Source organism: Pseudomonas sp. FP198 (genome assembly GCF_030687895.1).
GTDB lineage: Bacteria > Pseudomonadota > Gammaproteobacteria > Pseudomonadales > Pseudomonadaceae > Aquipseudomonas.
On record NZ_CP117452.1, the window covers coordinates 2,872,784 to 2,896,596 of the forward strand.

9 protein-coding genes are annotated in these 23,813 nt (G+C 63.7%); all 9 read right to left on the reverse strand.

From position 1 onward, the window contains the following. Positions 1–240: 240 nt before the first annotated feature. The 9 genes from PSH78_RS13200 to gspK all read right to left on the reverse strand — a co-directional run bounded on the left by PSH78_RS13200 (position 241) and on the right by gspK (position 23,810). Positions 241–12,822 (reverse strand): filamentous hemagglutinin family protein, encoded by a 12,582-nt coding sequence (locus tag PSH78_RS13200; protein ID WP_305501097.1) that lies wholly within the window; start codon positions 12,820–12,822, stop codon positions 241–243. A 211-nt stretch (positions 12,823–13,033) separates the two neighbouring features. After that, entirely contained in the window at positions 13,034–14,203 is a 1,170-nt protein-coding gene (locus PSH78_RS13205) for a substrate-binding domain-containing protein (RefSeq protein WP_305501099.1), read from the reverse strand. Between the two features lie 153 nt (positions 14,204–14,356). Beyond that, positions 14,357–15,535 carry a substrate-binding domain-containing protein gene (locus PSH78_RS13210; RefSeq protein WP_305501101.1) on the reverse strand — a complete coding sequence of 393 codons (1,179 nt, stop codon included), beginning with the start codon at positions 15,533–15,535 and terminating at the stop codon, positions 14,357–14,359. A gap of 407 nt (positions 15,536–15,942) precedes the next feature. After that, positions 15,943–17,154, reverse strand: coding sequence for a type II secretion system inner membrane protein GspF (gene gspF, locus PSH78_RS13215; RefSeq protein WP_305501103.1), 1,212 nt, complete (start codon positions 17,152–17,154; stop codon positions 15,943–15,945). Next, on the reverse strand, positions 17,154–18,572 hold the full coding sequence (gspE, locus tag PSH78_RS13220; RefSeq protein WP_305501105.1) for a type II secretion system ATPase GspE: 1,419 nt from the start codon (positions 18,570–18,572) through the stop codon (positions 17,154–17,156). The genes gspF and gspE overlap by 1 nt, the downstream gene beginning before the upstream one ends. Before the next feature lie 187 nt (positions 18,573–18,759). After that, on the reverse strand, positions 18,760–21,114 hold the full coding sequence (gene gspD / locus PSH78_RS13225; RefSeq protein ID WP_305501107.1) for a type II secretion system secretin GspD: 2,355 nt from the start codon (positions 21,112–21,114) through the stop codon (positions 18,760–18,762). Beyond that, the gene (gspM, locus tag PSH78_RS13230) at positions 21,111–21,656 is read right to left on the reverse strand and encodes a type II secretion system protein GspM (protein WP_305501109.1); all 546 of its coding nucleotides are present in this window, start codon (positions 21,654–21,656) and stop codon (positions 21,111–21,113) included. The genes gspD and gspM overlap by 4 nt, the downstream gene beginning before the upstream one ends. Next, positions 21,649–22,830: a type II secretion system protein GspL gene (gspL, locus tag PSH78_RS13235; RefSeq protein WP_305501111.1), complete on the reverse strand. Its 1,182-nt coding sequence runs from the start codon at positions 22,828–22,830 to the stop codon at positions 21,649–21,651. The genes gspM and gspL overlap by 8 nt, the downstream gene beginning before the upstream one ends. Continuing rightward, positions 22,827–23,810: a type II secretion system minor pseudopilin GspK gene (gspK, locus tag PSH78_RS13240; protein WP_305501113.1), complete on the reverse strand. Its 984-nt coding sequence runs from the start codon at positions 23,808–23,810 to the stop codon at positions 22,827–22,829. The genes gspL and gspK overlap by 4 nt, the downstream gene beginning before the upstream one ends. Between the last annotated feature and the right edge of the window lie 3 nt (positions 23,811–23,813).

A 23,813-nucleotide genomic window follows, 5' to 3' on the forward strand; every position in this document is an offset into this window, starting at 1 on the left:
TCATGAAAGCTTCATTTGAGAGAGCGCCGCAGCTGTGGCGAGGGGATTTATCCCCGTTGGGCTGCGCAGCGGCCCCAAAGCAAGGACCTTGATCTTACTGGCACACCGAGTTGTCTGGTTGGGGGCCGCTACGCAGCCCAGCGGGGATAAATCCCCTCGCCACAAGGGTAGCTGAGTGTCCAACTACCCTGTAGGAGCGAGCCTGCTCGCGAAGGCGGCAACTCGGTTCCAAGCCAGGCACTACAAGCTCAACCGCCCCCGCTCCTCATCGGTCAGCCGCTGCCGCGCCTGCTCGTCCAACGGCCCGGCACCCAGCACCTGCACCGGACTGGCCGGATCATAGGTACGTGGCGCCTCACGGCTGGCGCCATCACGCGAAGGCGCCAGTTGCTCGGAGCCGAAACTCACCACCTGCACGGTAAACACCGAGGCCTGGTTCTGCCGCGCTGCGTTCTGCTGCTGGCGCGCTACGTCTTCCGCCGCTTGCGTGGCCGAGGACGCCGCCGAACTGGCCGAGGTGATCGCCCCGGTGTTCACCGAAGCCGCCAACGGCACGCCGGTGGATTTGCCCTGGGTCTGGATGTTGGCCGCGTTGACCACCGTCAACGCGGCAATGTTGACGTTACCTGACACGCGGATCCCCGCCTCGCCCGCATCGATGGTGCCCAACGGCGCGATCAGGTCGATATCCCCCGGCGCTACCTCTGGAATCGGGTTGAGAGTGGCGATGCCGGCGCCGGTGCTCGGCACCGACGGCGACAGGGTCACGTTGCCCCAGGTGTCGTACAGGCGCTTGGGCGGCGTGTAGACCACGGTGGTCTTCGAACCACGACCGGCGTTGATATCACCCTGAGCCGACCAACTGAGGATCGAACCACCAAAAGTGGTCATGATCCGGCTCTGCCCCAGCAGGATGCTGTTCTTCGCATACAACTGGATATCGCCCTCACCCTGGGTGATGACCCCGGCGGTGGACGGCGGCGCGTTGCCTTCGATGCCGAACGTCTGCCCGCCACCGGGAGTGAGCATCTGGATGCCGCCACCAAAATCGGTGTGCACCCCTGCCCCGCCAAACATGGTGATGTCGCCCTTGTAGGTGATCGCATTGCCCGCCACATCCTTGGTCGGGAACAACAGCTCGATCGCCTCTCGTCCGCGCAGGTAGCTGCCCTGGCGCACGCCGCCGACTTCGTTGTACTCACGACCACCGGCCTTGAGCTCGGCGAAGTACACGTCGCGGGCAAACACCCGCTGCTGCTCGGCCGGCAATGCAGCGAAGAAGTTGCGGGCCTGCTCGGTATCGCCGCTGAAGCCGAAGCGTTCCTTGAGCCACTTCACCAGCTCCGCTTCGTAGGTCTTGGCGACCTTGCCATCCTGGTCCGCCAGGGGCACACCGGCCAGGGCCTGGTTCGCCGGGTCCAGGTAGGCCTTGACGAAGCGCTGGTAATCCGCACCGTCGAGGCCGGCGCCGGCTTGCAGCACCAGGCTTGCGCCAGGGCGCGAATCACCCGGCACCACCGCGCCAATGCTGGTGATGCTGACCTTGTCGTCCATCAGGATGTTGCGCCCGGCAGTGATCTCCAGCAAGCCGGGGCCGGCGACGTTGAAGCTGCTGTAGAGGATGTCGCGCCCGGCTGAAACGATTGAGATGTCGGTGGGGTTGTTGTGGATGAAGAGGTTGCCGGCGCTGGTGTAGTCCCCCGCTTCGGCGTTATCACTGCGCGATCCGGTCAGCGGTATCCCGCTGCTGACGATATCTCGCCCAGCCATCATCCGGACAGCTCCAGCGCCTTCATAGGCAATTCGCCCCGGCCATCTGGCCGTGGAAACCGAGGTCATTGACCGCCCGGTAGTGACTGCCAGCAAATCGCCTTCAAGTGCATAGAAGCGAGCAGGATCGGCATTGAGGGCCCATTCGCTGGAAGCGCTGCTGGTGTCGAAGGCAAGCAGCGGCAGCATGTTCGAACTAAGGCGCACGGGATTACCGTCGGCCGAAAGATTGCTGACTTTGATACTGATGCCGTTATCGACAGAAGCGACATAGGCTGGCCGCAATGGCGTCGCCAAAGCGGTCGATGCGGCACCGGAACGACTGACCGACATGTCGCCGCCGTAAATGGAATCGCCGGCGAGGAATTGCAATTCGCTATTGATGCCGGGAGCAAGCAGCAGGGCTGGGCGATTATCTCCGCTGTAGCCTGCTTCATATACCGCTGAAGACTTCCCATAATAAAGGCTGCCACCGGCCGCCACCGCTCTGAGGATAGACGGGTAGACCACCGCCAGATCCGTTGCGGTACTGGAGGTGAACGGCGTCAGGTTACCTCCGGACGACCACAAGTCGATCGCAGTATTGGCCGTCCATAGCGTGAACCAGCTCAATCCCGATCCGTTACTGTCACCCTCCTTGAAGCGAGAGGCGCTCATCATCGGCGCCCGGCCCGGGTCGGCAACATCCATCACGACAAGGTCGCCCGACGTTGTCAAATCGAAGGTGGCATCGCCCGGCATGAGGGTCAGGCCACCGGTAGCGAATCCTCGTGTGGACTTGAAGGAATCGTAGGCCCGCGTTTCTCCTGGGGATTGCGCCGAGGTAGCGTTACCGTATTGAAGGTCAATACGACCGAGGGCACCGCTATCGATCTGTGCGTGACCTCGCAGGTTGATGACCGCACCGTTGAGATGCCCGTCCACGAACAAACTCCCGGGATTCAAAGCACCGCCCACATGCAGATTGAGATCGCCGCCGCCGGTCAATTGCAGACTGCCATCGGCACCCACACGCCCGGTACTGCCTACGGCAAGCACCAATCCTTGACTGCGACCGTTGCCGCGAGTCTCAAGACGACTCCCTGCCATCTGATCGATCACCCCGGCATCGCCCGCGACCTGGACATTCAGGTTACCGCCGCCCAAGGTACCAAACCCCGTAAATCCAACCATCAAGTCAGCCTTGCCATCCTGTGCTGCGGTATAACTCCCGAAATTGATCCACCAGGCAGTGGGTTGTGCCTGGGTACCGGTATAAACCGAACCGTTGCCTTGGCGCCACAGCCAGTTTCCGACATTCGCAGTGTCATAACCCAAATCGCCGGGATTGGGTCGCGTATTACCGCTGCTAGTCACCACGTCCATTGTATTGCCGGTCAGGCTACCGCCAACATTCAGAGTCAGGTTGCCGCCAAAATCCGGGTACCAGGCGCGGTAAAGACTGTTGCTACCGCCATCGACAAATTGCTCGTTTTCACCGAGTGAATCGTTAAGCACCTTATCCGCTGCCCCCAGCGCCTTGGGCTGGTTGTAAGGATCATTGGCAAAAGTCGTGCTCGCCGAGCTACCGGCGGTATAGACGCCGTATAGCGAATCCATTTTCAGATCGCCTGCCGAGAACAGCTCAAGGTCTGCTGCTCCGGTACGAATCACGCTCCAGCGTTGACTGCCAGCTTTGTAATCGGCTTGTCCGACTGCTTGGCAATAAGAGGGATTGTCGGTACACAATTCCGGATACCCGATGGCACCAAAATCAATCGGTTGGCCGGCGAGACTCGGGTCCCCCCATTCGATAGCCCCTACTTCAGTCCAGATATATCCACTGCTGGCCTTACAAAAATCCGGTAAATCAGTACATAGCCCTGGGTAACCAATCGCCTCGAAGTCAATCGGTTGGCCTGCCATGCTGGTGTCGCCAAAAAAATCCAATGACCCTGCTTCGGTCCACAACATCTCGCCAACCTTAGGCACACCAAACATACCGTAATGACTATCCGCCAAATGAAGATCCCCGCCAGCCGTCACAGGCTTCACGACCCGGCTGTCCGCCGCCTGCGTGTCGGCACCCGCCACCAGGCGCAACGACCAGGACTGCGACCCCTCGGCCAGCATTGGCGCAATAGCCCAGTTGCTGCCCGCCACTTCCGGACGCAACTGCACCGACTCGACACCCGCCGGCAGCTTGATGTCGGTACCTGAAGGAATTTTCGAACCGACATTCAATGCCAGGGGACCGCTGAGACGCACGACGTTGGTCAAGCCATGGGTCGCGTCCGCAATGCCTGGCAGTGCAACGCCTTTAGGCCAGATCAGGCTGCCAATGGTTGCGCTGCTGCCCAGCAGGCTCCCAGCCCCCAGCACTGTGCCCGCATCAAGGGTCTGAGTCGAAGCCAACAAAGTGCCGGCGGCGAACAACAGATTACCCAAGGCGTCATGCACCGCCGCGGCAAGCACCGTGCCCGCCGGCAGTACTAAAGGTTGATCAAGCGTCGCGGCTACCGGCAGCCGCGTCCCCGCCGCCAGAGTGGCGCCCTTGAGCGGCACGTCGAAGTTGAGCACCGAGCCGGCCGGAAACGCCGTGTCCTCCGCCAGGGTCACGCCGGTACCGGGCACGACGATATCGCCCGCCGCAAAATCAATACCCGGCAACAGCACCCAGCCCTTGTCGTCGTTGCTGGCCGGCGGCTGGGCGAAACCGTCGGTGATGCTGCCATAGATATTCAGATCACCCCCGGCGCGCAACGTCAGGCTCGCGGATTCGCCGGAGCCATAGACATTGTCCAGTTGGTTATGCGGATTGAGGCTCTCATAGCGATAGCGCGACAGGTCCAGGTCGCCTTGGACCACCAGGTCGCCATCGGCCGTCGCGCTCACCACCTCCACACCAGGGCGCAGATGGAATACATCGCGATAGCGGCTGTTGTTCAGTCCGGCGAGTTTGCGCTGCAACAGATCGTCGTTGTCGTGGGCCTGAGTGATGAACGCGGTGTTGTCGTCATGCACATCATCCAGCCACGCTTGATTGATGACCTGATAAGGCTTGCCGCTGGCTGCCGGTACGTTGACCAGCGGTGCATCGTCGTATTGCCACATGGCCACCAGCGCGATCGAACGGGCGCCTTGGACATCCACGGCGCCGCTGGCATCGATTGCCACGTCGCCGCCTGAAACCCCGCCCAGTCGTGGTGCGTTGAGTTGCAATGTGCCGCGGGCGCGACCGTCATTCATGCCCGGCTTACTGCCCAGCGCCACCTCGGTGCCATGGCGCAGGTCGATACGGGCACCATTGCCCAGGGTCAGCAGCCCTTGCCGCGCGGTCAGGTCCACGATGGCGCGGTTCGGTGAGTCGATGATCTTGCCGTAGCTGTCCACCCGCAGGCGTCGGCCATGGGCATCAAGCACCGCCGTGCTGCCCAGGGTCAGGGCATTGCCGGCGGCCAGATAAATACTGCCAACACGCTCACCGCTGGCGTCCACCTTACCGTTGACCAACAGGCTGCCATTATCCACCGACACATTGATCGACGAAGCCTTGAGCCCGTTGCCGATCACCAGGTCGCCCTGCTTGAGCTGGAACCCACGGGCGCCGAACACCTGCCCATCGTTCAACCGCTGGTTCAGCGCCGCGAACTGCTCGCTGAGGCTGCCGCTGTCGTCCAGGCGCTGGGCCTGGATCTCCACACTGCCGGCCAGGTACGGCATGGCGGTGCCGCCGGCGTCGTATTCGCCCGTGCTGCTGCCGAGAATCCGCCCTTGCAGGTCCACCACGCCCGCCGCCCCGTCCAGCGCCACGGCGCTGAGTCGGCCGGCCTGGTTGTTGCGGGCCGAGAAGTCGATGGTCGAGCCATCGGCCTGGCGGATGTCGCCGTCCTGGCTTTGCAGAATCACCTCGCCACCGGCGCTGTAGCGCGTCACATCGTTGAAGGTCACCGTGCGACCCGCCACATCGATCAGCGCCTCATCGGCCAGGGTCAGGTCGCGGGTCGCGCTCAGGGTGAGCTTGCCGCTCGGCAACACCACCGCACTGGCCAGATTGACGCTCGCGCCCTTGAGAGATAGCTCGCCGCCGAGCCCGGAGACAGCGCCCGGCTTGGCGCCCGCGCCCGCCACGTTGATCGCCCCACCCGCGCTGATGCGGTTGATCGAACCGGCTTCCCCGGTCAACAACGGAGTGAGGATATTCAGGTTGCCGCCGCTGTAGGCGAAACCTGTTTTCGGGTCGTATGCACCCTGGGTCTGATAGACCGCCAGGCTGCCTTTGTGATTGGCGGTCAGACGCGCGCTGGCGCTGAAGTTGACGTTGGCAAAGCCCAGGGCCAGACGGGCCAGGGAAGTGACCGAGCTCGGCTGGGCGAATTCACCGTAGCCAAACTCGATGCGCTGGGCCTGGATATCCAGGCGACCGGCGCCGGTGCCGGCCCCGCCGGCGATGACCGAACCCGGCGCGCCGACGGCACCGTTCCAGATCAGGTTGGCAGTGCGGATGGTCGCTACGTCGCTGGCACCGCCTGCGCCATAAATGGCCGGGGTGCTGAGCATCAGGTTGGCCAACCGCGACTTGCCCGTCGCCGAGTCATAGGTGTCGAGACTGACAGTGCCGTAGAAGTTCAACGCCTCACGAGCCGACAGTTCAAGAGTTTCCAGGGCCGGGGCACCGTATTCGGTGTCCCCGCGCAACAGGCGATCGAGTACCGTCTGGCTCAGGGTCAGACCGGCCGGCAAGACATTACGCGCCGCTGCGTCACTCAATGCCGGGGAGGTACCGACGTTGATATTACTCAGGGCCAGCGTCAGGTGGCGGGTGCCATAGCGCACTCCATCATCCAGTTCCAGGCTGCCCCCGGTAGCGGCGGCGATGCTGCCTTCGGAATGAATCCGGGTGACGCCACTGCAGGGCGTCAGGCTGCATCCACCGATGTTGATCGTGCCGTTGCTGCCCGATGAGGGTGCCAGCACGTTGAGCAAGCCGTTGGAGGCGGCCAGCAAGCTCAAATTCTGGCCGTTCACATTGAGGTCATAGACAAAACCGTCACGGGCATCGTAGGCCGCCGCGCCACGGCCGATGGTGCTGATGGCCGCGCCTTGTTCCATCGACAACTCGCCGTTGGCCAGCAGGAAAACTTCCGGTGCCGCTAGCGTCGCGCCTTCACGCAAGATCACCCTGGACGACGCTGCAAATGTCGGCGTGATGTAATTTCCGCCCTGACCATAGAGCGTATAGAACTGGCCGCCAATCACCTGACGCGATGCGTTCAACGCATTGAGGCTTTCGGCATTGAGTGTCACACCCTCGAAGCCAGCCGTAGCCCCGCGTCCATCAGCCACTACCTCCAGCGCGCCCCCCACATTACCCACTACCGTGACAGTGCCGCCGTAGCCACCTTTCTGAGGCGCGAACTTACCAATGCCCTTGAAGGAGAACGCTTGGTCTCCCGCCCCTGGGGCCAGCTTCAACTTCAAGGTCTTGGCGTCCACCGGCAATAGGGCCCGAGGCACGCCCAGGCGTGCGGCGTCGGCTACAGCGAACTGGGCGTAGCTGGTTTCGTTGTACTGCGAATAGCGACGCAGCACATCGCCCGAAGTCAGGATGACCTGGCTGGACAGACTGTTGCGCTGCTCGGTATTGACCACCGACAGCACCCCGGCGGTGGTCCAGGAGCCGTTGCGCATCTGCAACGCACCCGTCGTGGAACCCTGGCCCGCGAGGCCGTTGACCTCCACCCGGAACGCCCCAGGCAACAAGGCATAGGTGGACGGCATCAGGGTATAGGTACCCGCGGCCAGCCCCGGCACACCGGCACCGATGGTGATTTGCTGGCCAACCCTCGGGTCGACGGCGCCGCCCTCGGGCGCCACTGGCGCGTATGCACTCTGATTACCCGGCACAATGGCATAGACCGGGTTGCTGGACAGGCCAGGCAACGTAAAGCCGCCGTTGGCACCGATTTGCACCAGCGGGTTGAAGCGCGCATCGGTGGAACCACCACGGCCGGAGATGAAACCGGCGCCGAGCAGATCACCGCCACCGGAAAGATCGAGTACCGAGCCTTCCTGGGCCATTACAGACTTTCCGCCCAGAATTACGCCGATGTTCAGATCACCGTTGGCAGACGGCATAGCCCCTTGCCCCAGGAACACCACCTTCTTGCCCGCGTACTCATAACTCTGACCATCGACGGTACCGCCATAAGGCAGCACCAGACCGAGGCCACTGACTGAAGTGAGACTGTTGGGCAGCAAATCCACCCGGGCAGTGACGCCAGTGATGTCATTGGTGCCGATTTCAATTAATCCCAACGGCGCCCGAACGACCCCACCCTGCTCGATCTGCGCACTGCCCAGTTGCAAGTGACCGAATGCCGAATAAGGCACTTGTGGTATGGCCTTGGTGGTTCGCCCGATAACCAGGCTGCGCGTCGGATCGTAAAGAGAGGTGCCGTTAGATGTGCCCCACCCATACCCCGCCAATACCCGAGCCCCAACCCCGGTCGCCGGATACAACTGGGCCGCTTGCAACAGCATATCCGAAGGGGTCAGCAACTGAGTGGTAAAACCCGTAGGCATATCGGCGCTCGAGAACCCGGCCAGGAATCGCAAATCACCCCGGCTGCTCAGTTGGACCTGATCGAAACCTGCGCGCTCAACTCCCACTGTGCTGCCATCGGCCTGCCTCACTGTGCCTTTGCTGCTGAACATCACATTGCCTTGCACATCCAGCAGATCAGCGTTGACTGAAAACACTGCCTTGTTCGCCAATAGAGACACCCCGCCACCATCGACCACTGGCCGGGTGTAAGGCTCAAAACTCGGTCGAGTGGTCGCCAGCCCTGTCGCAGTAGACAGCAACACATGGGGTGCATTGAACTCGACCCGGGTATTGGCTGGCGCGGTTGCACTCAATCCAAAGCTGCGGGCGTACAGGCTCAGGCTTTGTCCGAGGGACATCGACAGGTTGCCATCGACGCTCATCAGTCCGTTGCTCAACAAGGACAAATTGTCGAAACCACCAGCCTGGACTTGATCGACGCCTAGCCGACCGTGTCCGTAGACCAGCGAATCCGCCGATGTTTCAGCCGTGTCGCCAAGCCGATGTGCCTGAGCTACCTGTTCCAACACCAGTTCACGCACGTTCAACACCCGGCCATCGACTGCGCTTTTCAGGTAGTAGGGAGTTTCCAGCGCCACCGACAGGCTGCCCCCCGCCGCCCCGGCACCTCCCGAACGGGCGCTTAATGCGCCGTCCAGATACAAGCCATTGGCCGACGCCAGGGAAATGCTGCCGCCGTTGCTCGCCACTGACGTGCGCCCCTGGCCAGCGACATCCAGCACGGCCTGGCTGCCATCCGCTTGCAGACGGGCACCGTCACGCACCACCACAAACAGCTCGGAGGCAGACGTCGATCCTTTCGCGGCATCAATCTGGCCACCGATGACAATCTGCCCGCCGTCGCGCACCAGGCCATAGGTCTGGCCGCGCATATCCTGAGCGGTCATCGCCCGGCTCGATACATCGATAAGCGCCTGCTCGCCCAGCCAGATGGAACGACCGTGGCCCTGGGCATTGACCTGATCGCGAACCGCATCATCGACGCTCAACTCGGTAAGGCTGACCCGCCCGCCCCAGGCGTTAAGCGTGCCGTTGGCGGTCAATTGCCCGCTGCTCCGGACATCGATGCCCTGGCCTGGATCAACGGTAATCACACTGCCCTTGCCCAAGCTCAATACCGTGCGCGCCATGTCGGCGGCGCTGGAATTCGCGGTGCCAGCGGTGAGGCTCAGGCTCGCAGCACGACGCTGGGTCAGGACACCTTTGACCGCATCTTCCTGATACAGCTCCGGCGTCCAGCGCTGCAAGGCAGCGGCCGGCTCCGCGTCGCTGCCGGTGTTCAACGCCTGCTCACCAAAACGGTACACCGGCATCGTCACATCGACCCGGGTCCCGTCGGCCACAGTGAGGCCTTCGTTGCCGGTGATGTCATAGGCGGAGAAACCCTTGTCGAAGAAATCGCCGCCCAGTTGCAGAGTGCCAGGTTCGAGGGGGGTGCCGCTGTTGCCGATCAGCACTTTGCTGGCCGCCAACTTCAAGGTCCCGCCGCCGCTCACGCCGGTACCGCGCAGTTCACCTTCGAGGTTCAAGTCACCGTTACCGGACGATGCACCGGTACTCGCGGTCAAGGTCAGGTCACCGCCCTTGCCGCCGCGAGTCTTGCCATCGGCCATCACGGCAGCACCGGAGCTGACGTCAATCAGGCTGCCCTGCTGCACATCAATATCGCCACTGCTGCGCACGGACACGCTGCCGCCGTTGATGAACGGCAGGCCTTGGCGGTCGTTGCCGTCGAGCAGCAGATTGCTCCAGCGCCCGGCGGTGTTCAGCTTGATGCCTTCGCCCAAGGTGACCGTCGCCCGCTGTCCCGTGGCGGGTGAAAGTGTGACGTCTGCCATCTGGAAATTATCCGTCCTGACCTGTTTGAGCACGTTACCCAAGGCAATGCGACCGCTGCGGGCCGTCAGGTCGGCATTCACCTCGACCTGCGGGGCATAGAGCGTGATATCGCCGCCGTCGGCGACCTTGAGTGCACCGTCGACCTTGATGCCTTCAGCCGCCGCTACCTTGACCGCGCCGAGCTGGAAGCCATTGAGCATCGCATTGTCCAGCACCAGCTTGCCTTGCCGGTCAGTGCCGACCGCCGAGGTCAGGTCCAGCCCCGCAGCAAGCTTGTCGCTCACCTTGCCAAGGGTGACCTGATCGAAGGTGGGGTTCAGGCCGCTGTTGATCACGCCACTGGCCTTGTCATAGATCGGCGTGTAGTTGCCCACCCATAATTGCGCCCGACGGGCCACGGCGTTTTGCGATTGCTGGTAGCCGTCGAGGTTGAGGTTGGGCGCCAGGGTCTGGCGTTCGCCCTGGTAGACCTCGCCGACGATCTGGCCGTCCAGCACGGCGTTGCGGGTCGACACCACCAGCTTGCCGGCATCGCGGCCGACGGTGTAGCCGGCTTCAAAACGTTCGCGAGGGGCAATGAGCGGGTTGTAGTAGTAATCGGTCTGGCCCCAGCGCTGGCTGTGGTCTTCGTAACCCTTGTAGATGCCGGTGTAGAGGATGTCGCCCGGGGCCTTGGACAGCTCATACAGACGACCATTGGCGCCCTTGAGCCAGGATTGGCGCAAGTACCCACTCTGTACATCCAGGGTACCGCCGGACAGGTTCAACTGAGCCGCCTGCTGGGTCACCACGTCGTTGCCAGTGAACGTCAGGGTACCGCCCTGGGCCGCCCACTCCCCGACGCTGTGCCCACGGGTGCCGAGATAACCGCCAACCTCCAACAGACCTCCCGCCGTGTACCAGCGGTCAGTGGCGTAGCCGTTGGTGCCCGCCGGGACGTAGACCAGGTCGCGCACGTCCACCCACACATCGTTGTTGGTCAACTTACCGCCTTCGCGGTTGATCGGCGCATCCCGTTGTTCGTTGCCCTGGACGTTGACCTTGATGGAATTGGACTCCATCGCCACCTTGACGCCGATGGCGCCGGACACGTCGATCACCGCGCCATCGCGCACCAGGCTGCGACCGGCCGCGCTGACCGCAACCTGGCCGCCGGTGGCCAGGGTGATGGAGCCGTTCTGGAAGTCGACGCTGCCGCCACTGACGATCTCGACCCGTGACTGGTCGGTGCGGTCGACCACGCTGCTGAGGTTGTTGAACTGGCCGCTGATCAGGTTGTTCGGCGTGCCGTCCAGGCCGGCCGGCCCGGCGTTGCGTTGGCTATCCAGCGCGCTGCCGCCCGCGGCATCGAGCAGCACGGCGGTGGCGCTGCCCTGCCCCAGGGTCACACTGCCGCTGCTGTCGCTGATGGCGTTGAGCAAATGTACGGTGCCGCGGGTGTCCACCGAACTGCTGGCCACCGCCACGCCGTTTTGCTGCACAGTGTGCCCGGTGAGGGTGATGTCGCCGGTGCTGGCCTGGATCAGGCCACTGTTGATCACTGTGCCGGCGCTGCTCCCCGGCTTGAGCGAGGTCGCAACCTCATTGCCACGGGTTGTGGAACGCAGGTTGCCGCTGGTTCCCTGGCCGCGCCGGATGTAGAAGCTGTCGCCTGCCGCCAGGGTGGTTTGGCCCTTGGCGGTGATGATGGAGCCGGCGTTCTCCACTTCGCTACCCAGCAGCAAGGCATAGCCGCCCCCCGCAGTGGAAGTAGCGGCGCGGTGGGTTTCGATCAGTGCGCCCTGCTGCACTTCGACCTTGCCCGCCGCGTCAGTGAAGGTCGGTTGGCTGCCGGTGGCATCGACGTACAAGCCGCGCTTGCTAAATTGCTCATCGCTGATGTTGGCCGCCACCGCCGCCAGGTTGCGCACGTTGACCTGGCTGCTGCCGCTGAAAATGATGCCGTTGCGGTTAACCAGCATCACCGTGCCGTTGCCCTTGATCTGGCCCTGGATCTGGCTCGCTCGCGCCTGTGGGTCATTGACCCGGTTGAGCACGGCCCAGTCCGATTGCTGCTGGAAATCCACCGTGGTGTTGCGCCCGACGTTAAAGGTTTCCCAGTTGAGAATCGCCTTGTCGGCGGTCTGCTCGATCTTCACGGTAGTCTTGCCGCCGTCCTGGGTCTGCTGCGGTCCCTTGGCGTTGAGCCAGCCCTGGGTCAGGCTGTTATCGACCTTGAGCCCGCCCTCGCCCAAGCCGTCAGGCACGACCTGTACCTGGCCGAACGCGGCTTGGCGCCCCGCGGCCTGGGCCGCCTGCTGAGCCGCGATGGCGGCCACGGTGTTGTTGAGGTTGGTCAGCGAACGCTGCAACTGCGCATTGGCCCGTTGCTGTTGCGCCAAGGGTGGCGGCATGCCTGGCTGCGCCGTTGCAGGTCGCCCCGCACCGCCGGCCTGAGGCGCGCCCTTGGCAGCAAACCAGGCCGAACTGAACGCCGTCGCTGCGTGGGCATTGCCGGCCACCATCAACAGGGCAATGGCCTGGGCCAGCGGCTTGAGTCGCAACATCGACAACTCGCCATCGCGACGTGGGGCATTCAGGTTCGTCTGGGGTTTGCAGCGCAGCATCCTACTCATCCTTTCGGGTTCGCTCTAAGGGGGCGCAACGCAGTGCTGTCAAGCTGCCAGCGTTGGTTATAGGGGATAGGCGGTTACAGCCGCTCGGGACCGAACGGTTGTCATGAAAATTTCATGTGGCTGTGTCGGTACGGGTGTTGGGCAAGGATCAGCAACGACTGCGCCGTGCTGATCGATATCCTGGGTTGGTCCCGGCATGGTTTTACAGCGGACGACCTATGCCATTGCATACGTTAGGGTTACCGATGCTCAAGGTGTCGGCAGCCGTCAGGAAGCTGTTGCGGATTGCGGTTTTCCAGGCAACCGGTAACGGCAGCAGACGATTGGCGCTGATAGCCGCGTCGTGATTGACGGCAGAGGAAGCGTTGTAGTGACGGGCAAAGAAGGTACGCACCTGTGCGCTCTGGCCGATATCGGCATAGCACTGACTGAAGATCACGTTGGTGAAGCCAAGAATGGGGTAGCCGGTGGTTGGGAAAGGCACCACGCTTGGGTCAAATGTGTCGGTAGTTGCGCCGAATACCGGCACCCAGGCGTTTGGATTCGAGCGATTACCGGTGGCAGGGACAGCGATTGCGGCTATAGCTGCCGAAATATTCGCTGGCGCAGGAGACACACCGGCAACCCGGGCCACCTTGGTGGCGTCATCCAGGCCAGCCAAGGTCGATGCTGCATACGCCGGGCTCATATAAGTGATAGCACCTTGAGTCGCATTCATTGCATACATGGCGCCTTCACTATGAACGGCCGCTAGCGCACGGGCCGGCGGCCCGCCGCTGTAGCTGGAGGCGAAGTGGGTGGTGACAGAGAAGCTGCCTGTTTCCGCGCACTTTGCGCGCAGGAAGCGGGTGAACAATTCCGTGGTTCCGCTGCTCTCGGCGCGGTAAACCACAGTGATTGGACCGGTACGGCCAGAGCCGTTGATCTGGCTCCAGTCAGTCAGGCGCCCGGAGAAGATCCCGCACAGTTGGTTAACGCTCAGATCGACATTGGCGGTGCCGGCCTTATTGAACGGAATGGCAACTGAGGTCGCTGCCGAGGGCACCTGGATCAATGGCCCCCAAGTGGCACTGTGAGTAGAGTTGTAGTAGCTCAACTCAGTCGACGTGAGCTTCGAATCGCTGGCGGCCCAGTGAACGTTCTTGCTGGTGTCGCCTGCCACGAATCTGGTGTAGTCATTGCTCAGGAAAGCCCGTTTGCCATTGCCGCTACCCACACCGATGTAGGGAGCGAAACCGGCCGTCAACACGCCAGGCGTTTGGTAAAGCGGCTGGGGCAAGGTAGCGCCGCCACCGTTGACATCCGCCATTGCCAACGGCGCGCATATACCGCTGCACAGTAATGCAACAGCCTTGGATAAACGATTGAACATGACAAGACTCCTGTCTTGAGAAGCGGCGCCTTACCCGAGTGCATCGACCGTAAGCGCAGCTGAAGGGTGTGAAACAACAACCGTTAACTACAAAGAAATCAGCAACGGCTTTCGCCGTTGCTGATCGGTGTTGCGTGTCGCTCAGGCGTGGTGTTACAGCGGACGACCAATGCCGTTGCAAACGTTGGTGTTACCAATGCTGAGAGCGTTGGTGCTGGTGAGGAAGCTGCTACGAACGGCTTGCTTCCAGGCCGCTGGCAGCGGCACGAAGCGGTTTGCAGTGATGGCAGCATCGTTGCTACTGGCCGCAGTAGCATTGTAGTGACGGGTGAAGAAGTCACGAACCTGCGTGGTTTGTGCAGCATCGGCATAGCACTGGCTGAAGATCACGTTGGTGAAGCCCAGGATCGGGTAGCCGGTAGTAGGGTAAGGCACGACGCTTGGATCGTTAGGGTTGGCAGCTGCAGCGAACACTGGTACCCAGGCGTTCGGGTTGGCGCGGTTGGCAGCAGCTGGAACGGCTACGGAGCCAATGGCGGCCGACACGTTGGCAGGTGCTGGGGAAACACCGGCAACGCGAGCAACCTTGGTGGCGTCATCCAGACCGGCCAGGGTGGTAGCGGCGTAGTCTGGGCTCATGTAAGTGATGCGGCCTTGGGCAGCGTTCACCGCATTCATCACAGCCTGGCTACCAGTGGCGGCTACAGCGCCGGCTGGCAGGCCACCGCTGTAGCTGGAAGCGAAGTTGGTGGTGACGGAGAAAGTGCCTGGGACACTTGTACCGCACTTGGCGTTCAGGAAACGGGTGAACAGTTCCGTGGTACCGCTGCTCTCTGCACGGTAAGCCACAGTGATCGTGCCAGTACGGCCCGAACCGGTGATCTGGCTCCAGTCAGTCAGTGTGCCGGCGAACACGCCGCACAACTGAGCGACGCTGAGGTTAACGTTGGCAGTGCCAGTCTTGTTGAACGGAATGGCTACCGAGGTGGCAACCGAAGGTACCTGGATCAGTGGGCCCCAGGCAGCGCCGTGGGCAGTGACGTAGTTGTTCAGCTCAGTGGTGCTGAGCTTCGAATCGCTGCCAGCCCAGTGCACGTTTTTGCTGGTGTTGCCAGCCACGAACTTGGTGTAGTCGTTGTTCAGGAAAGCCAGTTTGCCGTTGCCGCTGCCCACGCCGATGTAGGGGGCAAAACCAGCGGTCAGAACGCCGGAAGTCTGGTACAGAGGCTGAGGCAAGGTAGCACCACCGCCGTTGACATCAGCCATGGCGGCCTGAGCGGCGCAGAGGCCGGCGAGGGTCAGGGATACCGCGAGAACGTTGCGCTTAAACATGAAGAATCTCCTTTCATCGTGTTCGTACGTAGGTTGGGTGACGCGTGCTTGCCGTCATGGCGCTCGGTCCTGTGCCGATGGCGATGGGGTGAGGCCATGGGTTAGAAATTCGCAGCTTCCGGTGACAGATAAAGGAAAAAACCTCGGGAGCTGAGGGCTGTTTTTCGAGTTTTTTCCTCGGGTGTTCGAGGGCTCTGGGTTGAGGGTCCGGGCTGGTTTTGCGGGGATACGGCAAGGGTTGCCAGCGAAGTCGGCGGCAGGCGGTCGTGCGGCGGGTAAACATGACAGAACGAGGAACCCGAGTTTGGCGCGGGCATGACACGGGAGGTGTTGTGGCAGTGCAAAAATATTCGCAGCTGTTGTGGCGAGGGAGCAAGCTCCCTCGCCACGGGTTAGTGCGCGCCTTGCTACTGCACCAACTGATTGATCTCGATGATCGGCAGCAGCACGGCCATGACGATCACCAGCACCACCCCGCCCATGACCACGATCATCAGTGGCTCCAGCAGCGCGGTCATGCCCATGGCGCGGCGTTCGATGTCGCGGGACAGGGTTTGCGCGGCGCGTTCGAGCATGGGTGGCAGGCAGCCGGTCTTTTCGCCGCTGGCGATCAGGTGGATCAGTACCGGCGGAAAGACCTTTTCCACCCGCAGCGCCGCCGCCAGGTTGACGCCTTCGCGGACCTTTGCGGTGGCATCGCTGACGCTCAGGCTCAGGCGGTCGTTGGAGAGGGTCTGGCGCGCAGCCTCCAGTGCTCGCAACAAGGGCACTCCGGCGCCACCGAGGATCGCCAGGGTCGAGGCGAAACGCGCGGTGTTGAGGCCCAGCACAAATCGCCCGATCAGCGGCAGGCGCAGTACCCGCGCATGCCAGTTCAACCGCGCCGCCGGCTGGCGCAGGTACAGGCGCCAACTCCAGAAGCCCCCGGCCAGCACGCAAAAACACAGCCAGCCCCAGGCCCGAATGAAATCGCTGGCGGTGAGCATCGCCAAGGTCAGCCCAGGCAAGTCCTGGCGGGCCTGGGAGAACGCGCTGACCACCTGGGGGACCACGTAGCTGAGCAGGAAAATCACGATGGCGACCGACACCAGCCCCACCACGCCGGGATAGATGAATGCCGTGAGGATCTTGCCCCGCAGGTTGTTGCGCTCCTCGATGTAGTCCGCCAACCGCTCCATCACCTGGGCCAGGTCGCCGGACTCTTCACCGGCGGCAATCAGCGCCCGGTAGATCTCCGGAAAGTCCCGTGGCCGCGCCGCCAAGGCTTCGGCCAGGCGCATGCCGCTGCGCACATCGGCGCGCACCGCGCTGAGGGTCTGGGCGATGTGCTTGCGCTCCGCCTGCTCCACCGTCGCACTCAGCGCGGCCTCCAGCGGCAGGCTCGCCCCGAGCAGGCTCGCCAGTTGCCGGGTGGCCCAGGCCAGGTCGTTGTCCGAGAGCTTGGCACTGAACAGACCGCCGCCGTTGGCCTGCGCGGTGTTGCGTTCGAGGTGCACCTGCAACGCCGTCAGCCCGCGACTGCGCAGCAGGTTGAAAACGGCGCCCTGGCTGTCGGCGTCCAAGTGCCCGGATTCGATCTTGCCCTGGGCGTCGGCGGCTTCGAAACGGTAGCGGTTCATCAGGCGTCCCGTGTTACGCGGAGGATTTCTTCAGGCGCGGTGGCACCGCTGCGCACCCAGCGTTCGCCGTCTTCGCGCATGCTGAACATGCCGGCCTGGCGGGCGGCGGCGCGCAGTGCCTGCTCCCCTGCCCCTTGATGGATCAGCGTGCGGATGTCGTCGTCGATGCAGAACAGTTCATGAATGCCGGTGCGGCCGCTGTAGCCGGTCTGGTTGCAACTCGGGCACCCCACCGGGCGCCAGGTGCCAGGCGTGGCCGGATCGGCTTGTTTGCAGTGCGGACAAAGCCTGCGCACCAGCCGCTGGGCCAGCACGCCGAGCATCGACGAGGCCAGCAGGAAGGGTTCGACGCCCATGTCGATCAGGCGGTTGATCGCCGATACCGCGTCGTTGGTGTGCAACGTGGCCAACACCAGGTGGCCGGTGAGCGAGGCCTGCACGGCAATTTGCGCGGTCTCCAGGTCGCGGATTTCACCGATCATGATGATGTCCGGGTCCTGGCGCAGGATCGCCCGCAGGGCCAGGGCGAAGGTCATGTCGATTTTCGCATTGACCTGGATCTGGCTGATGCCCGGCAGGTCGTATTCCACCGGGTCTTCGACGGTAAGGATGTTGTGCACGCTGGCGTCCAGCCGCGCCAGGGCGGCATACAGGCTGGTGGTCTTGCCGCTGCCCGTAGGGCCGGTGACCAACACAATGCCGTGGGGTTGGCGGATCAGGTGGTCGAGCTTGCCGAGCACGTCTGGGTCCATCCCCAAAGTCTCCAGTTGCAAGCGTCCGGCCTGTTTGTCCAGCAGGCGCATCACCACCCGTTCGCCATGGCCAGTGGGCACGGTGGAAACCCGGATGTCGATCGGCCGTCCTGCTACCCGCAGGGCGATACGGCCGTCCTGGGGCAGACGTTTTTCGGCGATGTCGAGCTGGGCCATGATCTTGATCCGCGACACCAGCGCACCGTGCAAGGCTTTGCGCGGCGAGACCACGTCACGCAGCGTACCGTCGACCCGGTAGCGCACCACCGAATGGCTCTCGTAGGGTTCGATGTGGATGTCGCTGGCCTCGTCTCGGGCGGCCTGGGTCAGCAAGGCGTTGATCATGCGGATCACCGGCGCGCCGTCCTGGGTGTCCAGCAGGTCGGTAATCTCGGGAATGTCCTGCATCAACCGGTCGAGGTCCACCTCGTTTTCCGCCGCGCCGACCACGGCGGCGGCGCTGCCGGTGTCGGCGTAGGCGGTATTGAGCAGGCCGTCGAGTTCCTCGTCACGCACCCGCTCCAGCCGGACCTCGCCGAACTGGCGACGCACTTCACTGATCGACCAGCCCGGCGTGGATGGGCAGACCATCAGCACCGCCTCGTCCCCGGACTGGCGCAATACCAGGCGCTGGGCCTTGGCCCAGGCGTATGGGAGGGTGTTCATGCCGACACCTTCCGCTCGATACAACACTTGTGGCGAGGGGATTTATCCCCGCTGGGGCGCGCAGCGGCCCCCAACCTGACAACAAGGTATGTCAGGTTGATGTTGTTGAATTTTTTGGGGCTGCTGCGCAGCCCAGCGGGGATAAATCCCCTCGCCACAGGTGCAGTGTTTTCTGAGTTGGTGGCCATCAGCGAGCGCCTCCTTCGACCGGCACCGCCTTGATCACCGCCCTCGGCGTTTGCAGCCCGGCGGGCGTGGCGCCTGGAATCGCCCGGGCCGAGGCCGGCAGTTGCGGCGCCTGTACGTCCGGCAGCGCCCAGCTGCGCTCCGGTTGCAGCAGGCCTTGCGCGCGGCGCATGAAGTCGTAGCGGTTCAGGGTGATGCCGCGACCCGCCGCCGTGTCGCGGATGATGTAGGGCCGCAGGAAAACCATCAGGTTGGTCTTGGTGACCTGGCGTCGCTCGTTGCGAAACAGCGCGCCAATGCCGGGGATGGTCGACAGCCACGGCACCGCATCATTGCTCTGGCTGTAACCGTCCTGCAGCAGCCCGCCGAGGACCATGATCTGCCCGTCGTCCAGCAGGATGCTGGTGTCGATCGCTCGCTTGTTGGTGACGATCCCGGTGGTGCTGGAGGCGCGGTTGTCGACACTGCTGACCTCTTGGTAGATGTCGAGCTTGACCGTACCGCCCTCGGAAATCTGCGGCCGGACGTTGAGCTTCAGGCCGACCTCCTCACGGGTCACGGTCTGGAACGGGTTGTTGCTGGTGCCGCCGCCACCGGTGACGTAGCTGCCGCTGACAAACGGAATGGTCTGGCCGACGAAGATGCTCGCCGCTTCGTTGTCCAGGGTCAGCAGGTTCGGCGTCGACAGCACATTGGTGCCGCCCTTGCTTTTCAAGGCCCGGGCCAACACCTTGAGGTCGAGGATCTTGCCGATGCCGGGGATGTCCACGGTGCCGTTGACCAGCCCCAGGTTCAGGCCCTGGGGCAACACGTCGATGCTGGTCTTGCCGTTGAGGTTGAGCCCGGTGCCGCCGAGGTTGACCCCGCCGATCACGCCGCTGCCACCGAGGTTGCCGGTCTGCCATTGCACGCCGAACTCGCTGGCATCGTCCTCGCCGACTTCGACGATCAGGCTCTCGATCACCACTTGGGCGCGGCGCTGGTCGAGCAGGTCGATGACCTCGCGCAGGTTGCGATACAGCGGGTCCGGCGCGGAAATCAGCAAGGTGTTGGTGGTGGCATCGGCCTGGATGGTCACGCCACCGGCGCTGAAGGCCGTGTTCTGCTCGCTCTGCGTCGTGCTGGAGGTTTGCCCGCTGCTGCCTTGGCCATAGCCGCTGCCGCTGCCCGAGGTGGTGCTACTCACGGGGCTGGCTGCGCTTTCGTTGCCCTGCCCGCTCTGGCCGTTGGTGCTGGCGCCCATGCTGCTGAGCACCGAGCGCGAATTGTCGTTGCCCTCGCCTTCGCTCTCCCCGGTGAGCAAACCGCGCAGGGCCTGGGCGAGTTTGGCGGCCTGGGCGTTGCGCAGGTACACCACGTGCAGGTTGCTCGGGTTGTTCTGCGCGTTGTCGAGCTTGTAGATCAGGTTGCGCGCCAGCTCGGTCCGTTCCGGGCTGCCGGCGCGGATGATGATGGAGTTGGAGCGCGGGTCGCCGATCACATTGATCTTCTGCGTCTGGTCGCCGCCCTGGGTCTCCAGCAGATCGGAAACCATCTGGGCGATGTCCACGGCGATGCCGTTCTGGATCGGCACCACATCGGTGTCGATGGCGCTCGGGGTGTCGATGCCCTCGATCAGCTGCGCGACGCGAGAGAGGTTCTCGGCGTAATCGGTCACCACAATCGTGTTGTTGCCGGGGTACGCGTTGATCGGGTTGTTCGGTGAGACGATCGGGCGCAGCACCGGGATCAGGTTCACCGCGTTCTCGTATTGCAGGCGAAAGGTGCGCGTCAGCATGCCGTTGCCGGCGGGTTTGTCAGCATTGTAGATCGGCCCACCCAGCAACTTGGCATCGGCTTCCGGCACCACTTGAGCGACACCGCCGACATCGACCACGCTGAAGCCCTGCATGCGCAAGGCCGCGAGCAGCATCTCATAGGCCTGGCGGGCCGGCACCTGGCCTTCGGAGACCAGGGTCAGGTTGCCTTTGACTCGCGGGTCGACCAGGAACTGTTGACCGGTGGAACGCGACAAGGCGCGCACCACCGCCTGGATATCGGCCTCGACAAAATTCAGCGTGACCGGTTGATCACCCAACGGATTGCTCGCAGGGGCATCGCTACGCGGTGCGCGAGCGCGGGCGGTCAGGTCGACCTGATGGCGCACCGGTGGTTTCCGCTCACTGGATGCCTGGGCCCGTTGCCGGTCCAGCAACGCGTCACCGCTGCGCTGGGTGCTGCCCAGCGGCATGCCCAGTTCGCTGTCCACCAGCAACGGTGGCTGCGAGGCCGGCGGCGTGCTGGTGCACGCGCCCAAAGCAAGCAACAGCAGCGGCGCGGCCTTGCGCCAATGTCGCGGGTATCTGGACCCCTTCATGAAGCTTCCTTAGCGCTTGACGCGTGGTTCATGCGAACGGTTCCGGACAGAGTGCCGGGGGTTGGGTCGGAACTGGCCGGGGCCGTGCGCTGCAAGCGGGCCTCGATCACTTCCAGGGAAAATTGTGGTGGACTCCCGAGCAGCCAATCGATCACCCCGTCCGCCGGCGCGTCGGTGAACGTGAGTTGCCACGCGTCAGGCGCCGCGGTACCCAGCGGTTGTAACTGGTAGCGCTCGCCCAGGCCGCTGGCATCCAGGGTCTGGCGCAGGGCGACTTCAAGGGATTGACCCCGGGCAGGTCCGCCAACGTCGCGCAGCAGCACTTCGAGGGCCTCGGTCTGCGAGCGCAGCTTCGGGGTTTCGGCCTGCCAATAAGCGATGGTTTTCAACGCCGGCTCGATCAAGGCCAGCCAGACCAGGCCGCCACCGAGCACCAGCGCCGCCAGGGCCACGGCACGTTGCTCGCGGGCGGCCAGGCCCTGCCAGGCCGTGCGAAGGTTTTGCCAACGCGCCTTCAGCTGTGCCGCGGTCAGCTTATTCATCGTTCGCTTCCTGGTTTTCGTCGGGGCTGTCTTGCGCTTCCTGCCCGGCGGGAGCCACGCGCAACGTCCACCCCTGGTCAATGGCCGCGACCTCGATGCCGGCCTGGACCAGGGGCATTTTCCAGTCGTCGCCGGCCGCGACTTTCTGCGCTTCGGCGACGAGCTTGAGGCGCAACTCAGCGTTTTCGAACACCAGTTCCTGCACATTGCCGCTCATGAACGGCATGGCGCTGCCCGCCTGCCTTACCAGGCTGGCGAAGCGCTGCCCAGGCTCCGCCAGCGAACCGCTCTGGCGCGCGGCGATTTGCTGACGGGCCTGCTGCAAGGGGTTGAGAATCACCGGCAACTGAGGAAACGCCTGCTTCACCCGTTGACTCATCTGCGCCTTGAGCCGCTGCCCCTGGGCCGCTTCACGGCTTGCATAAAGATTGAGCCCGACCACCCACACCGCCACCGCCAGCGCGCAGATGCCCGCCGCCCGCCCCCAGCCGCCGCGCCCGGCACGCCCCTGCGTCAACCCGGCATGCAGGCCCCAGCCCGGCGCGACACCGCTCCAGCGCTGGGTGACGGGCAAACTGTCAGTCGTCACTTGCGGCGGTGACTCTCCCACCCAATGCAGGCCGCTGCCCATTTCCACAAGCCACTCGTCCAGCGCATCTTCCAGCAACGGCTGGACCACCGCGTGCTGCAAGCCATGGCGCACCAGCAAGTGCCCGTCTTCGATACACGCCACTGGCTCCGACAACACCGGCAAGGCGTAGGCGGCCGGATACAGGCCGCGCAACTTGAGGCCGGCCTGCAGCAGGATCTGACCCAACATGTTCAGCGACGCACGGTCCAGCCAGGCGACCGCTACCTGCCCGTCCGCATCCCGCGGGCCGTGGGCCACTTGCATCTGTTCAGTGGCACCGAGCATCAGCGCCTGGGCCGCGCAGGTCACGGCGGCGGTGGTCTTCGCCGCAGACAATGGCGGCAGCTCCAGGCGCGTCAGCAAGCTGTCACGCGGATGCAGGAAACATTCGACCGCCTGCTTCTTCGTGCCCTCGCCAAGCGCCCGGAGTGTGCTGAGACCAGCATCACGCACCTGCCCTTGGCGGTCCAGCCAGGCAAATGCCACCGGGCTGTCCAGGCCAAGGCGATCCAGCGGCGCCAGGGCGATGCGCAAACGGCTCATACACCCACCCGCGACCAGATCACCTGAGGCAAGCGGTCCTGGCTGCATTGGAGCAAGGCATCCAGCTCGACCCGCCGTTGGCCGCTGCGCACCTGGCCCCGCAGGCGGAACCAGTCGCTGGCGATGCCGACCTTGACGGTGCTGACGTCCAGTTCGGGCATGCGCAGGCGGTTGACGAAATCCCCGCGATTGATGAACCAGTGGCCACCGTCGCGTTCATTGATCAGCGCCTGGGCGCGTTGCAACGACAATCCCGGTACGTAGGCGGCGAGCACCGCGGCGCTGGCGGTGTTGCCGTTGAGCCAGGTATTGGCCGGCAGGATCGTGACGTAAGGGGCCAGTGTTTCCAGCAGTGCCGGGGTGACGCCCTTGACGCTGAGCAGGTCCTGCAAGGTGCGCAGCATCGGGCGGGTCGGCGCCAGCGTGTCGGAGGCGTCCGGCGAGGTACTGCGGCCGCTGACGAACGTGCTGCTCGTTGACGCCTGGCCCGCCCGGGGCGGATTCAACAGACGCGGGTAGCCAGCAATGACCCGCTCGACGATACGCGCCCGTACCGTGGCGGCGACACCCAACTGCTCGCACAGCCGCTCGAAGGCGCGCAGCTGTTCCTGGTCCACCTGGTCATCGACCACCAGATTGCGCAGGTTGAACTTGCCCTGTTCATCCTCCAGTTGCCCTTCGAATGGCGTGTCGACCTGGCCGGAGCCCGGCATCAGGATAGGTTTCGCCCAAGGTTGGCCGAAGCGCGTCAAGGGATCGCGCTGGCGAACCTCCCAGAGCAACTGGCGACTCACCTGCAGGCCGCCCTGTAACCGCGCCGCGCCCTGGATGCGCAGTTGCTCGGCTTCCAGGCTGCGGGTGAACAGGGTCTGGCGGGTGAGCATGCCACCGGCAATGACGGCCACCACGGCAGCAATCAGCAAGGCACTGATCACCGCCATGCCGCGCTGCCTCGCCGCTGTCGGCGAATTCGTGCGCATCAC

Coding starts and splice junctions, on each gene's coding strand:
- gspE (WP_305501105.1), bottom strand. CDS start 18,572: ATGAACACCCTCCCATACGCCTGGGCCAAGGCCCAGCGCCTGGTATTG.
- PSH78_RS13210 (WP_305501101.1), bottom strand. CDS start 15,535: ATGTTTAAGCGCAACGTTCTCGCGGTATCCCTGACCCTCGCCGGCCTC.
- gspF (WP_305501103.1), bottom strand. CDS start 17,154: ATGAACCGCTACCGTTTCGAAGCCGCCGACGCCCAGGGCAAGATCGAA.
- gspL (WP_305501111.1), bottom strand. CDS start 22,830: ATGAGCCGTTTGCGCATCGCCCTGGCGCCGCTGGATCGCCTTGGCCTG.
- PSH78_RS13200 (WP_305501097.1), bottom strand. CDS start 12,822: ATGCTGCGCTGCAAACCCCAGACGAACCTGAATGCCCCACGTCGCGAT.
- PSH78_RS13205 (WP_305501099.1), bottom strand. CDS start 14,203: ATGTTCAATCGTTTATCCAAGGCTGTTGCATTACTGTGCAGCGGTATA.
- gspM (WP_305501109.1), bottom strand. CDS start 21,656: ATGAATAAGCTGACCGCGGCACAGCTGAAGGCGCGTTGGCAAAACCTT.
- gspK (WP_305501113.1), bottom strand. CDS start 23,810: ATGCGCACGAATTCGCCGACAGCGGCGAGGCAGCGCGGCATGGCGGTG.
- gspD (WP_305501107.1), bottom strand. CDS start 21,114: ATGAAGGGGTCCAGATACCCGCGACATTGGCGCAAGGCCGCGCCGCTG.